General features: G+C 40.8%; 15 protein-coding genes. 1 reads left to right on the top strand and 14 read right to left on the bottom strand.

Translation table 11 applies throughout. From position 1 onward, the window contains the following. Positions 1-462: 462 nt before the first annotated feature. The 11 genes from JOC77_RS01395 to JOC77_RS01345 all read right to left on the bottom strand — a co-directional run bounded on the left by JOC77_RS01395 (position 463) and on the right by JOC77_RS01345 (position 8,804). Positions 463-1,710: a flagellin N-terminal helical domain-containing protein gene (locus JOC77_RS01395; RefSeq protein ID WP_204537623.1), complete on the bottom strand. Its 1,248-nt coding sequence runs from the start codon at positions 1,708-1,710 to the stop codon at positions 463-465. Between the two features lie 135 nt (positions 1,711-1,845). Further along, positions 1,846-2,076, bottom strand: a complete 231-nt coding sequence (gene csrA, locus JOC77_RS01390; protein WP_204537621.1) for a carbon storage regulator CsrA — start codon at positions 2,074-2,076, stop codon at positions 1,846-1,848. A gap of 6 nt (positions 2,077-2,082) precedes the next feature. Next, complete coding sequence (gene fliW, locus JOC77_RS01385; protein WP_204537619.1) at positions 2,083-2,520, bottom strand: flagellar assembly protein FliW; 438 nt, start codon at positions 2,518-2,520, stop codon at positions 2,083-2,085. A 12-nt stretch (positions 2,521-2,532) separates the two neighbouring features. After that, positions 2,533-3,114, bottom strand: a complete 582-nt coding sequence (locus JOC77_RS01380; protein WP_204537617.1) for a DUF6470 family protein — start codon at positions 3,112-3,114, stop codon at positions 2,533-2,535. Positions 3,115-3,165: 51 nt separating this feature from the next. Continuing rightward, a complete protein-coding gene (flgL, locus tag JOC77_RS01375; protein ID WP_204537615.1) occupies positions 3,166-4,044 on the bottom strand; it encodes a flagellar hook-associated protein FlgL in 879 nt (292 codons plus the stop codon). Between the two features lie 12 nt (positions 4,045-4,056). Continuing rightward, positions 4,057-5,640, bottom strand: a complete 1,584-nt coding sequence (gene flgK, locus JOC77_RS01370) for a flagellar hook-associated protein FlgK (protein ID WP_204537613.1) — start codon at positions 5,638-5,640, stop codon at positions 4,057-4,059. An 18-nt stretch (positions 5,641-5,658) separates the two neighbouring features. Then, the gene (locus tag JOC77_RS01365) at positions 5,659-6,156 is read right to left on the bottom strand and encodes a flagellar protein FlgN (protein WP_204537611.1); all 498 of its coding nucleotides are present in this window, start codon (positions 6,154-6,156) and stop codon (positions 5,659-5,661) included. 70 nt (positions 6,157-6,226) lie between these two features. After that, on the bottom strand, positions 6,227-6,490 hold the full coding sequence (gene flgM, locus JOC77_RS01360) for a flagellar biosynthesis anti-sigma factor FlgM (RefSeq protein WP_204537609.1): 264 nt from the start codon (positions 6,488-6,490) through the stop codon (positions 6,227-6,229). A gap of 162 nt (positions 6,491-6,652) precedes the next feature. Beyond that, positions 6,653-7,054, bottom strand: a complete 402-nt coding sequence (locus JOC77_RS01355) for a TIGR03826 family flagellar region protein (protein ID WP_204537607.1) — start codon at positions 7,052-7,054, stop codon at positions 6,653-6,655. 60 nt (positions 7,055-7,114) lie between these two features. Further along, positions 7,115-7,822, bottom strand: a complete 708-nt coding sequence (locus JOC77_RS01350) for a ComF family protein (protein ID WP_204537605.1) — start codon at positions 7,820-7,822, stop codon at positions 7,115-7,117. Then, complete coding sequence (locus tag JOC77_RS01345) at positions 7,815-8,804, bottom strand: ATP-dependent helicase ComFA (protein ID WP_377336251.1); 990 nt, start codon at positions 8,802-8,804, stop codon at positions 7,815-7,817. The genes JOC77_RS01350 and JOC77_RS01345 overlap by 8 nt, the downstream gene beginning before the upstream one ends. An 84-nt stretch (positions 8,805-8,888) precedes the next feature. Between JOC77_RS01345 and JOC77_RS21485 the strand changes: the two genes are divergently transcribed. Then, positions 8,889-9,113 carry a hypothetical protein gene (locus JOC77_RS21485; protein ID WP_275585038.1) on the top strand — a complete coding sequence of 75 codons (225 nt, stop codon included), beginning with the start codon at positions 8,889-8,891 and terminating at the stop codon, positions 9,111-9,113. A 228-nt stretch (positions 9,114-9,341) separates the two neighbouring features. Here JOC77_RS21485 and JOC77_RS01340 read toward each other — a convergent pair whose 3' ends face one another. From JOC77_RS01340 to JOC77_RS01330, 3 genes are all read right to left on the bottom strand, one after another. Then, entirely contained in the window at positions 9,342-10,184 is an 843-nt protein-coding gene (locus tag JOC77_RS01340; RefSeq protein ID WP_204537603.1) for a DegV family protein, read from the bottom strand. A 576-nt stretch (positions 10,185-10,760) separates the two neighbouring features. Then, the gene (locus JOC77_RS01335; protein ID WP_204537601.1) at positions 10,761-11,444 is read right to left on the bottom strand and encodes a response regulator; all 684 of its coding nucleotides are present in this window, start codon (positions 11,442-11,444) and stop codon (positions 10,761-10,763) included. 83 nt (positions 11,445-11,527) lie between these two features. Beyond that, positions 11,528-12,688: a sensor histidine kinase gene (locus tag JOC77_RS01330; protein ID WP_204537599.1), complete on the bottom strand. Its 1,161-nt coding sequence runs from the start codon at positions 12,686-12,688 to the stop codon at positions 11,528-11,530. Between the last annotated feature and the right edge of the window lie 473 nt (positions 12,689-13,161).

Below are 13,161 nucleotides of genomic sequence, written 5' to 3'. Positions count from 1 at the left end.
TTTTCTACATTTAATATCGGTAGAATTATTTATTTATTAACCTTTTTACCGATTATTAGAATAAAACTTCTAAAACGTATGTTCTAATTTTGACTCAGGAGATAAATATAGCAGAATTTAGTACTATAAACTCATGTTATTAACGCTCTCATACGCATATCCATCAAATGTTTATCTTGTAACATACAACGCTAAATATATAAGCAACTATGTTCGAATGGTATTCTCTTTCTAAAAGACATTAATCTGATTATGTAAGAGTATTATCAACTGAGGGGCGTAAGAAGAAACATTCGATTGTGTATGTAGAATGAAGACTAATAGATTATAGTAATTACTAGTAATGAAAAATGAAATAGTCTAAAGACAGCCAATATCAGGGAATGAACGTGCATAAATAGAGACCCTAGGAAAATTCCTAGAGTCTCTTTCTTTTTAGTTAATCTAAACCGCGGGCGAAGATTAACGAAGAAGTTGAAGTACACCTTGTGGTTGTTGGTTAGCTTGAGCCAACATAGCTTGAGCAGCTTGAGAAAGAATTGAGTTCTTGGTTTGAGTCATCATTTCTTTCGCCATGTCTACGTCACGTACACGAGACTCAGCAGCTGTTAAGTTTTCAGAAGATGTATTCAAGTTATTGATTGTGTGCTCTAAACGGTTTTGAGTAGCACCCAATTTAGAACGCTCAGCAGAAACCTTAGAGATAGCAGAATCAATAGCTTTAATTGCTACATTTGCTTGACCTTGGTTACCAACTTTGATATCTTTTACGCCAAGTGCGGAAGTACCCATGTCTTTAAACGCTAACTGGATATTTTGTCCAGTATTAGACCCAATTTGGAATGTTGCTTGACCATCAGCATGTGTAACCTCTGCTTGAGTAGTCTCAGTGAAAGAAGACAATGAATTTGATGCACCATTTTTCACGTTACCAGCTGAATCTTTAACAGTCATAGTCAAGCCATTGATTGCACCTGTGAACCCATCAGCTTTTGCGGTAATTTCTAATGCACCCGTAGTAGCATTCACAGCACCCGTAGTATCAGCATTCATGTTTGTACCAGAATATAGGTCAGATAGCTTTGATGTAGAAGAAACGGTAATTGTATCAGTTTTTGTATTTCCGTTAATAACATAAGAAACATCAATTTTATCACCAACCGCAATACCTAAGCTGTTACCATTGGCGTCTTTCATTCCAGTCAACAGGTCAGCTGCAACAGCAGGATTAGCTGCACCTTGTAAAGCAGCACCGGTATTAACATTCTTGGTAGCTGTAGTACTCTTATCCATAGAACCATCTAGAAGATTTTTAGTATTGAATTGAGTAGTATCACGAATACGATCAATTTCCTTACCTAATTGATTAACTTCATCCTGGATATTCTTTCTATCTCCATCAGTGTTTGTATCGTTAGCTGATTGAACAGATAATTCACGCATACGTTGAAGAATGTCATGAGTTTCGTTCAAAGCACCTTCAGCAGTTTGGATCATAGAGATACCATCTTGAGAGTTACGAGATGCTTGATCTAAACCACGGATTTGTCCACGCATTTTTTCAGAGATAGCTAGACCTGCAGCGTCATCTCCTGCACGGTTTATACGAAGACCTGAAGATAATTTCTCCATTGATTTACCTTGTGCTGCAGAAGCACTTGATAACTGACGGTGTGTGTTAAGCGCCGCGATATTGTGATTAATTCTCATTATAAAATTCCTCCTTGAATTGTATGGCTCACGTCCTTGTGGGCCCTATTATAAGGTTGAAGAAGTCGGCCGCCTTTCAACCTTTACAATATTAATATCGGAGGAGGTATAAGAGTTTTAATAGTATATGGAAAATTATTTATTTTTTTTAATAGAATTTATCAGAACACTTAAATCTTCTTCTGAAGAGATGGCCTCTTTATTTTCATTTTGTATTTCTAGATACAGCTCTTTTCGAAAAACATCTATATGCTTAGGTGCCTCTATACCAATTTTTATTTGATCTCCGCTCACTGAAATAACTTTTATCTCAATATCTGAGCCTATTTGTATGGATTCACCTGTTTTTCTAGTAAGTATCAGCATAGATGTTCACCCCTTTTGGCCTAATGCTAGTTCAGGTAATTGCGTTCTAATAGAGTAGTTGGTTTTTTGTAATATTACCTGTTTCCCTTTTCTATTGACTACATTTACTACTACTGGAGCAGCTAGATTAACAGTCGATTTATGAAAGGGATCTTTTACGTGCATAATTGTATACACCTGGACATTCTCTGCCTTATCTATTTTTAATTGTTCAATGGTTTTATCATCTAATGTAAAATCATATTCCTTATAGGCAATAAAAGGATTAATCACAACAAAAGCGATATCCCTCGTTGTTATTGACTGCAGCACCTGTATTTCTTCAGCTAATGAAAGAAGGACAAACTCCTTTTCTTGTAAAAATCCTGGGATTCCATCTTGAAAATGTAAGACTTCTTGTTCGTATACTTCTAACTGTTCGTGGTACTTAGTATTAATGAGCATTTTGATTTCTCCTTAGTATTTTTTATCTAGTATAGGTTCAACATTTGTAAAATCGATATTAAGGGACGGAATCTGCTTTAGAGATATGTCTGTTTGACCAGGTATGTACTCATGAATAGGTTTATTAATTTTCACGTTAATTCTTGGCTTTTGGGGAACAGCTTCGATATTTACTTTAGCAGGCTCGTAATTAACTTTGACACTACCCGCCGAAGGAATCCATCCTATATTAAAATCATAAATAGGGTTTTCGCTGTTTCGTTTTGCCTGGCTTTTCAGTGCATTAAATCCATTTTCAATTTTCATCAGCTCGTCTCCATCACCGGCAACCCGGGCTAAGCCGCTTAACCAATCATTATATCCCTGCTGTGCAAATTCTTCCGTACGCTTGAATACACTCTTCAAATCTACATCTTCCCTGGCCCTTGTCTGGTCAATTGTCAGCTTCCCGGGAGTGGTTTCTATTTGGAGCTGGGCTTTTGGCTGTTCAATAGAAAGCTCTGCCGGTTTCTGTTCAATGATCTGTTTTGGCTGAATCGTCCTCATCTCAATCTGCCCTTTTGTGGATTCAAGCCGTATTTGTGGAATGTTCATATCGTCACTCCTCTTATAAAATTGAAAAAAAAGCTATTCATAGTGAATAGCTTATCTTAAAAAGTCCATTAATGTTGGCTGTATAATCTGCGCCCCCACACTTAGGGCCGCGCGATGTACGCTTTCCTGTGTTTTCAAATCAGTGATCACTCTTTCGATATCAGCATCTTCATTATCTGACAGAACACGGTTTGCGAACACTTCCTGTGTATCAATCCGGGAACTCACCATTTCAAGACGATTATAGCGTGCACCTAAGTCAGCTCGTTCGGAGGACAAATTATCAAGGTGGCCGTCTAACTTAGTAAGCGTATCATCAAGTCCTGCGGTATTGTCTGCTTTTAAATCAGTCACAAGTTTTTCAATATCACTAAATAGATTAGGAGAAAACACATTCCCTGGATGTACGTTTGCCCTTATTTTCACACCAGGCCCGACCTCAACAGAAAAATCTTCGTTATTAGCATTAACTATAGCTATGCCGCTTGTTAAAGTGACTGGTGCTTTATCTACGTCAGTACCATTAAAGATGTACTTATCTGCTACTTTGGAATTCGCTACATTGACCAAATCCTCTTTTAGCTGGTCAATCTCAGTAGCTATTGCAGTACGTTCATCTACTGTATTGGTACCATTTTTAGCTTGAAGAACAAGTTCTCTAATCCTCTGAAGGGACGAATTCGCCTGATCCAAGCTTGCATCCGAGTTCTCCATCCATAAATTCAGCTCTGAAAGATTTCTCTTATATTGCTCTACCTCAGTCAGGTTTGTACGATAAAACATACCCTTCATCGCAACAACCGGATCATCAGACGGCCGGGTGATTTTTTTGCCGGTTGAAAGCTGATCCTGATATTTATCCATACGCTGGTAGCTGCTGCTGATATGTTTAAGTGAAGAGTTTGCTAGCATATTCTGTGTCACGCGCATATATTTTTCACCTTACCTTCCGCCGGTTCCCATGCCGTTAATGATTTTGTCAAGCATTTCGTCTACTATCGTTATATTTCTTGCAGCTGCATTATAAGCATGCTGAAACTTGATCATATTTGTCATTTCTTCGTCCAAAGAAACGGAGCTGACTGATTGTCTGCGTTCTTCCACAGATTGCTGTAGAATGCCGCTGTTGTTCGTCATTCTTGCCGCTTCCTGGGATTGGACAGCCATGTCACCGATGGCTCCTTCATAATAACTCTGGATGGTGCTGGACTGGCCATCAATGGTCAATGGTTTATTTTTTACTACAGCAAGCAGCAATGCATTGGCGCCATCGCCCACTGACATATTATCTTTGCCAGCTGAAGCAATATGATCAAGAGAGTCCTTTATATGCTGGTGCAGTTTGATTTTACTTGCTGCACCTTCTGCAGTGCTCACTCCATCAAAAAATGTTTTAGGCGATTTCACTTCAGCTTTTATACTGGCAAGGTCCCATCCAGATTCATGCTGAGAATTGAATTCCTTAGCAAACTGAAAGGCCATTTGATCCAGCTTGTGGAGCATATCCGGATATAATCCCTTAACGTTCCCTGCCGTTTCATATCCATAAGAATCAACTAAGCTTCGTAATTTACCGCCGGCATTAAAACTTCCTATATCAATAGGTGTACCATTTACCTCGTCAGTTGGATTTCCATTTGCATCTAGAATGCGTGGACCAATTGTAATGCTTTCTACCATTTTTATAGTATCGTCAAAATTGACCTTAAACTCATTAACGGTATTGGAATCCCCGCTTAATAAGGGTCTTGATCCGTTAGCAGTAACCAGCTCAATGGTATATTTTCCGAGTGCCATTGGAGTACCATCAGGCTTTGCCGCAGACATTCCACCAGTCGGGGTGGTCTTGACAGAAATATTGACTAAGGACGATAGTTGATCTACCAGCAGGTCCCTTTGATCATATAAGTCATTCGGGAGTAACCCATGAGGCTCTACGTCTGCAATCTTCTGGTTGATATTATTAATCTGGTTCAGAAGAGAGTTAATTTCTTTTACAGAAATATCAATTTCACTTTTCAGATCTGATTGGACGCCTTTAAGAGTATCGCTTAGATAATTAAACGTCTCGGCAACGGCAATCCCGCGCTGCCTTACAACAGAACGCGCACCTGAATTATTAGGATTTATGGATAAATCCTGAAGCGACTGCCAGAATTGGTCCATAACAACAGACAACCCTGATTCAGACGGTTCATTCATCACTTCTTCCATCTTTTGAAGTGCATCCGCCCTGGTTTCCCAGTAGCCTAGCTTGGTAGATTCATTGCGGTACTGAACATCGAGGAATCCCTCTCTAATCCGCTCAATGCTTCCTGCTTTCACTCCCGTTCCCATCTGACCAGGAATCTGCGGCCGGTTCATGGAAGGCGGCGGAAAGGCTTCTGTTTGTTCAAAGTTCACGCGCTGACGGGTGTAACCTGGTGTGTTTGCATTTGATATATTATTGCCGGTGACATAAAGGGCATTCTGCTGTGCAGACATTCCGCGCTTAGCCACTTCTAGGCCATGAAAAGTAGAAATCATAGGATGTTCCTCCGTTTGTTAAGCTTTCGAATTAAAGTAAGATCTATTTCCAGCCTGATATTGCCCTTTTTGCTGCACCGGCTTTTCATAATTAAAGGCTTTCGGCGAAGGCCGTACCATATCGAGCGATAGATTGATGAATTGAAGAGACTGATAGATTAACTGCTGATTTAAATAGTTGGCCACTTTTAGTTTAAGCACGCTTTCTACTAGGCTTTGTTTTAAGTCATTCAGCGTTTCTTTTTCCGAATCCTCGGCAAGTCCAATACAAGATGATAAGTTGGGAACCAGCTCCGCAGAATTGTTTCTTTGTAGAAATTCTAATACAGACTGCTCTCTTTCTCTTTCGATCATCCCGATCGCCTTCACATGCTTTTGTTCATCAATCATGATTTTGTTGAGGGCATCCATGTCGCCCGTTTTGATGATTTGAGTTTTTTTCTCAGCCAGGTCATATAGACTTTTATGAAGCTTAACCAGCTTTTCCATGGCTGTTATGATGTTTTGGGCAGACATGTTCCGCTCCTCCTTGCTTTTTCTTTTATTCATTAGGAATGTAAAAAACGTATACTGAGTTCATCCTGATTTATTTTTCAAAGTAATAATTAATAATGCTTTTAGCCGTTTCATCGGCATCTATTTTATAGGTTCCGTTCTTAATCTGTTCTTTTAGTGCCTCTACCTTCGCTTCACGCTGGGCTGGAATCTGGGATGTATGCTGAAGGTCCTTTGCAGTTGTAGATATTTCAACTTTATCTGACTTGAATGAGCTTTGTTTTACTTCGTCCATTTTATTCAACTGGCGTTTGTATGGGTTCATTCCTGCGGAACCGACTTGGTTGATTTTCATAATTTTGACCTCTCTTTCAACCGTTCAATTTTCTCCCTATCTATTTTATCGGATAGCACTTCAAAACTTTAAATTTTTCTATGTTACTTTTTATTGACAATTTTTGCAGAAATATTACGGCGTAATAAAAAATACCTGCACACAACTGGCAGGTATTGAATATTATCGTTTTATAAAAAAGGTATTACCAGATTTCACACTTTGATTTCTCGCTTCTTCTTTCGCAAGAGTATCCAGCTGCCCTTTAAGATTCGAGTTGCAGCTTCCGCATAGCTTTCCTTCTCTAATTAAAGTGCTGCATTTAGCACATGGGTAGCCGAGATTAGGGAATTGAGCCAATTTAAGCTTGCCAGTTCGGATAAACTTTATTAGCAGCTCCTTTTCAATCCCAGTATCCTCGATTACCTGCTCACTGGTAGCTGTTCTATTTTCTCTTTTCCTTATATAAGTGTAAACGGTTTCAAACTGGATTTGTTCTGCCTTATAACATGCTTCACACACATCCCGGACACTATTCTGTACGAAAATGGAGCCGCAGTGCGGACAATTCAACAATTCTGCCATAATGATATCTCTCCCCTTAACAATAGGTATCCTTAATATCGGCAAATAGCATCTGTATGTTTACCCTCTAGCTAATGTGATGGAAGAAACTTCTTCTGCACCTGCTTCTTTTAAAATTCTGGAGGCATGCCTCAATGTAGAGCCTGTCGTGTAAATATCATCGAATATCAGGACGCTTTTCCCTTTTAAATCCATGCCATCCACGAGTAAAAAAATTTGCTCATGATGGATCCTTTCCTGCCTGGTTTTCTTCGACTGCTTTTCCGAATGAGACCGGGATAATGCATGTACTGGCTTTAAGCCCATAGAAACCAGCCCGGCCTCTGACTGGTTAAAGCCTCTTTCAAAAAGCCGCTCACTGCTCAATGGTATAGGCACAGCTATATCAAAGTTTAATTCGGTTGAGACTTTTAGGAGCATCTTTTTAAAGCCTTCTATCAAAATGTAATCACCTCTATATTTAAAGCGGGCGATGAGATCCTGTAAAAACTCGTTATAGGTATATAGGGAGAGGTTTTTAGATAACACATTCTGCCATTCTGGATTCTGCTCCCAGCGGTGGCAGTCCAGGCATAAACCATCGATAACAAATTGCTCCTCCAAATGATATAAAGAACGGCTGCACACCTTACACCTCGCACCTGAAATAATCTCAAACCTGGAGGTGCATTCTTCACAGAATTGGGGTTCTCTGCTTTCCCGTTTCAAAATTGTATACCAGGTGATGCTGCTCTCAAGCTCATAGGTGCAGTACAAGCAGTTATTCATCCACTAACCCCTTCTCCCTGGCCTGCTTATTCATCATTTTTATATGGCGCACCGCAGAGAGCATAGATTCTGTTTTCCCGTAATGAAAGAAGGTAACATCCCCGGTCGGAAAATCAGCTTTTCTCCCTACCCTGCCTGCGATTTGGACAAGAGCACTTTCGGTAAAAATAAGCTCTTCCGCGCCAATAACAGCAGCCTCCAGCCTTGGTATGGTCACACCTCTCTCAAGAATCGTGGTGGTCAACAGGCCCGGAACCTTTCCTTCTCTTAGTGAAACTACTTTCTCTTTACGATCTGGATCTTCGGCGTGGACAGCCGCTATGTCATTATGGAGTTTCTGAAATAGAGGGAGTGCTTGTTCCATAGTTTTTATCGCAGGAAAGAAAATAAGGAAAGGAATCGAGTTTTGTAGACGAAAGGAAATCCAGTGTTGCATCTTTGGGGGTATTTTCTTTTTTCTGAAGCTTTTCTCCCAGCTGCCGCTCCACACTAATTGGGGAACTGGTATTGGCTTTCGGTGGAAACGCGCAGGAATGATGACGGAATTCAGTTTTCCTCTTTTCACCTGGCTTTTTAATAGGGATGACGGAGTTGCGGTTAGAAAAATGCGGGAGGAGATTTTTTTACGGGATTTTTGAGAAGCGGCTTGCAGGGAATAATCGGCTGAATAAGGAAAGGCGTCCACTTCATCAATAATGAGGACATCAAACGCTTCTTGGAACCTAAATAGCTGATGTGTTGTGCTGATCACCAATTGCCCGGCGAGGTGCCGTTCATCGCTTCCGCCGTATAGAGCTGCTATCTCTGTTTGAGGAAACACCGTCCTAAACCGAGGCACGAGCTCCAAGACTACATCTGTACGGGGTGTGGCCAGACAGACTCTTTTTCCATTCTGCAATGCTTTTTCAACAGCATGGAACAGGATTTCAGTTTTCCCCGCCCCGCATACAGCCCAGACAAGAAGCTCTTTATTTTGTTCCACTGCCTCTACCGCTTGTTGAGACGCAGAATTTTGTGCTTCGGATAGAGTACCCTCCCATGCAAGAGGGTTCAGCTGACGCGAAAATTGAAATGTCGGTCCGGTCCACGTAAAGAGCTTGGAGCAGGAGCTAACTCTCCCCATCATGATGCACTTTCGGCAATATACACAGGAATGACTGCATCGGCTGCAAGGAAACTCAGTAAACAAATGCTTGTCGCAATTTCCACACCGGCCGCAGATATACTGGCCATTTTTTACCGAAAGGCCCTGAAACCATCCTGCATAGCCGTGTACAATATGTTCTTCTAAAATCTCATGAAATTCAGAAAGTTCTTCAAAGAGGAGAGCCCTGCCTGATAAAAATTGCTGCAAATTCGTGGAAAAGTCAAAGGAGGAAAGAGGATTTCTGTTTAAGGAAGAGTAGTCGAAAATGGTATCTTGCGAAGAAAAGAATCGTTTAAATAAACTCAGGTAATTCACCTCCAAAAAGATTCAGGTGCCAACATTTAATAGTTCGGCACCTGCTTCTGAATTCCTCTAATATTTTTTTACCCAGCCAAGACCCATTGCACCTTCGCCAAGATGAGTCCCAATTACAGGACCGAAGTAGCTGATCGAAAACTCGACATGTGGAAACTGAGGTGTAAGCTCGGATACCCAGTCCTTTGCTCCCTGTTCGCGGTTAGCATGAATAATGACCGCCCGCATCGGCTCTCCCGTTTGAGCTTCTTGCAGTAATTCTACTATTCTCTTCATCGCTTTTTTACGGGTCCTTATTTTTTCAGAAGGAACGATCACCTTATTTTCAAAGGTTAATAGAGGCTTAATCTGCAGAAGGCTCCCAATCATAGCCTGAGCACTGCTTAAGCGGCCGCCCCGCTGAAGATTTGAGAGGTCATCCACCATAAAATAGGCATTCGAAGTCTGCTTCATTTCATTCAGGCGCTTTATAATATCCTCTGGACCGCGGCCTTCCTGTGCCATTTTCGCGGCTTCGATCACATAAAAGCCCTGAACCATACAGCTGACCTCTGTATCAAAGCTATACACGTTAATATTCTCAGCCATACTTCCGGCCGTAACCGACCCTTGATACGTGCCACTTATTCCGCTCGATAAGTGAATGCTGATGATTGCATCAAATTCTATAGAGAGCTCCTCATACTTTTCAGCAAGCTGGCCGATTGAGGGCTGAGAGGTCGTCGGAAGCTTCTTTTGACTTCTCACCTCTTCGTAAAATTGCTCGGCCGTAATGTCGACTTCCTCCCGGTAAGACTCCGTACCAAAAATCACATTCAGCGGAACCATATGTATATTGTATCTTTCAAGAACATCCTGAGCTATATACGCTGTACTATCCGTAACGACAGCCGTTTTCATCGCAAAACCTGCCTTATTTTATTTAACAGTTTACTATATTCCCATTCTATCCCAAAACGGGAAATGGGGACAGTCCCCATTTCCTAAATTATTTCCCATAAAAAGGGCGCGGTTGGCGGGGGCTTTATATTAGGCTGTATGAACGATTTCCGCATTAACTCCCTAAAATCCCGTAATCCATGTTTGCAGGTTCTATTATTCCCGGAAAAGAGATTAGCAAAATAAGCTAGAAATAAAGAATTTCCCCCTACAAAACTGAAGTATCCCATGGGTTTCACCCCTCGGGAAATGGGGGACAGTCCCCACTATGAGACTTCTCCCTCACAAACTTAATCAAACGTTTGTTTAAAATTTATAGAAAAAGGCGCCTTCGATAAGAAGGCGCCCCAGAGTGTAGACAAAATCAATTTCAAACAAACTTTGTTGCGAAGAAGAGGTTTGTCAATTTATTTCTTGCATATATGGTGGCTTTTTTTAGAGTTAAGCACTATATATTGAGGGTTAAATATTATTAAAAAATAGCTGTCGACTTTGTCGACAGCCTGAGGCACCTTCGATAAGAAGGCGCCCTCTCTATTATTTTACTTCGACCCAGCCGTTTTTGATGGCTAATACGACGGCCTGGGTACGGTCGTTTACGTTCATTTTTTGCAGGATGTTGCTTACATGGTTTTTAACGGTTTTTTCACTGATGAATAGGGTTTCGCCTATTCCACGGTTGCTTTGTCCGTCAGCTAACAGCTGAAGAACTTCGCATTCGCGGCGTGTTAATAGATGCAGCGGTCTGCGGATATCGTAAGAACGTCTATGATCCTGCCCCTGACCTTCTTCAGCAGCCAGTCTGCGGTATTCTGCGACAAGATTATGTGTAACCTTCGGGTGAAGGTAAGATCCGCCGTCAGCGACTACTTTGACTGCTTCTACTAATGCATCGGCATCCATTTCTTTTAATAAGTAGCCTCTAGCACCTGTTTTCAGAGCATGTGTTACATAGTTTTCATCGTCATGAATCGATAGAATGATAACCTTTGATTCAGGGTACTTTTCTACCAGCTGACGTGTTGCTTCGATTCCATTAGTAGTCGGCATGTTAATATCCATAATTACAACGTCCGGGTTATTTTCTTCAACTAATCCCATAGCTTCAGAGCCGTCATCGCCTTCTGCAAGAACTTCGAATGATGGTTCAAAATCTAGTATTCGCTTAACCCCTTCGCGAAATAGTTGATGGTCATCTACAATGATGATTTTTGTTGTCAACGCCTTCGCCTCCCTGTTTAAAAGTACTTTTTATTTGTATTGGTTATTTTTATATGAAACTCCTTTAGAGGAGAACTTCAAAATTATATATTAACAGCCGTTGTCGATTTTATCGGCACCTGAATCACAATCACTGTACCGGCGCCAATACTCGAATCAATGCTCAAATTGCCTTCCAGCAGCTCCACTCGTTCTCCCATACCTATTAAACCAAAGCTGCCTTCTTTTTTAGCTTTCGAATCAAATCCAATTCCATCGTCTTTTACCACGACTGTAACCCGATCCTTGAGGCTTTCCATTTTAATATGTATATGGTGAGGCTGAGCGTGCTTTAATGCATTTTGTACCGATTCCTGAATGAGCCTGAACAGAGCCACCTCCATTTTGGAAGGAAGCCTTTTCTCTTCACCCAGATTAGTAAATGATATTTTAACAGTATGATTATACTCTTCGATTGTCTGCAGATATTTTCTTAGGGTCGGAATCAATCCAAGATCATCCAAAGCCATCGGCCTAAGGTCATAAATGATCCGGCGCACTTCATATAAAGCATTCCGCACCATCCGTTTCAGGTCCTTAACCTCTTTCAGCCCTTCTTCAATACTTCTTTCCCGGAACACACGATCAATTAAATCCGAGCGCATCATAACGTTAGCCATCATTTGAGCCGGTCCGTCATGAATTTCACGTGAAAGCTTTTTGCGTTCCTCTTCCTGCGCCTCAATAATTTTCAGGCCGAATTCTTGTTTTCGTTTGGCATCAGCCAGTGCTTCTCCAACCTGGCGCAGATCGCTGGTCAGATAATTCAAGACAACTGAAATTTGAGAACTTAACTGTTCTGCGCGGTCGATGGTTTCCTGGATCCCAAGAATTCTCCGTTCCAGATCGTCACGCCTTGCACGAAGCTGTTTTTCCATCTGCCTGTTCATCTGCAGATCCACCTGCAGGGAATGGGCTTTCTCGTAAGCCTCACGAACCTGTTCCTCGTTAAACTGGTTAAAATGGCGGCTGACCTCAGACAGCCGTTTACGTGCAAATCTGGCATTGATCTCGAGCTTATCGCCTTGGTCAATAACCTTAAGAACTGTCGTTTTAATTTCTTTTAATTCAGTGGACAGAGATACGTAATCCTGGCGGCACTGCTCGCCAATCTGGAAGATTTCGTTTTTGCTATGCCCGACAGTATCGACCATTGTCTGCAATATAGAGTCTAATACATTGGAATCCACTTTGCTTAAAGGCATTCTTATCCCCCATGATTTACGGATTCAGATCTGTCTTCTGAATCAAAGTAATTGTTAATCTTTTTTACCTAATTTACTCACTCAACTATTCTACTAGATACCATTATGTATTTTTCTCATAATATTCCAAAATCTCTATTATTTAGCTGTTTTTCCTATCTATATTGTAACAGAAATTTTCAGAATTCAACGAACTTTGAGGTTGGGAAAATTTGTGTATGGGTAAAAGAGTTAAAAGGACCTAAAGGATCATCTGAAAATGCATAGAACTATTTTCTTATAATAATTTCGATCGTATATCTTTCTAACTATCTCGCCCTCTAACCTATTCGCCGTAAACCCTGGTTTCCGCTATTTTCAAGAAAAACGGAATGAAACTTATGTATTGTAAAATAATAAATTCTATCTATTAGAATATTTTTCATTATAACACGCTATGTCTTTAGTAATATTAAAATTCCTTTACAATCTTG

Source organism: Peribacillus deserti, assembly GCF_016909175.1.
Classification (GTDB): domain Bacteria; phylum Bacillota; class Bacilli; order Bacillales; family DSM-1321; genus Paraperibacillus; species Paraperibacillus deserti.
The sequence above is the reverse complement of the archived record's forward strand: the minus strand, read 5'-3'. Positions and strand labels throughout refer to the sequence as shown.

Coding starts and splice junctions, on each gene's coding strand:
- JOC77_RS01350 (WP_204537605.1), bottom strand. CDS start 7,822: ATGAATAACTGCTTGTACTGCACCTATGAGCTTGAGAGCAGCATCACC.
- JOC77_RS01355 (WP_204537607.1), bottom strand. CDS start 7,054: ATGGCAGAATTGTTGAATTGTCCGCACTGCGGCTCCATTTTCGTACAG.
- JOC77_RS01395 (WP_204537623.1), bottom strand. CDS start 1,710: ATGAGAATTAATCACAATATCGCGGCGCTTAACACACACCGTCAGTTA.
- JOC77_RS01365 (WP_204537611.1), bottom strand. CDS start 6,156: ATGTCTGCCCAAAACATCATAACAGCCATGGAAAAGCTGGTTAAGCTT.
- fliW (WP_204537619.1), bottom strand. CDS start 2,520: ATGCTCATTAATACTAAGTACCACGAACAGTTAGAAGTATACGAACAA.
- flgL (WP_204537615.1), bottom strand. CDS start 4,044: ATGCGCGTGACACAGAATATGCTAGCAAACTCTTCACTTAAACATATC.
- flgK (WP_204537613.1), bottom strand. CDS start 5,640: ATGATTTCTACTTTTCATGGCCTAGAAGTGGCTAAGCGCGGAATGTCT.
- JOC77_RS01340 (WP_204537603.1), bottom strand. CDS start 10,184: ATGAAAACGGCTGTCGTTACGGATAGTACAGCGTATATAGCTCAGGAT.
- flgM (WP_204537609.1), bottom strand. CDS start 6,490: ATGAAAATCAACCAAGTCGGTTCCGCAGGAATGAACCCATACAAACGC.
- JOC77_RS01330 (WP_204537599.1), bottom strand. CDS start 12,688: ATGCCTTTAAGCAAAGTGGATTCCAATGTATTAGACTCTATATTGCAG.
- JOC77_RS01380 (WP_204537617.1), bottom strand. CDS start 3,114: ATGAACATTCCACAAATACGGCTTGAATCCACAAAAGGGCAGATTGAG.
- csrA (WP_204537621.1), bottom strand. CDS start 2,076: ATGCTGATACTTACTAGAAAAACAGGTGAATCCATACAAATAGGCTCA.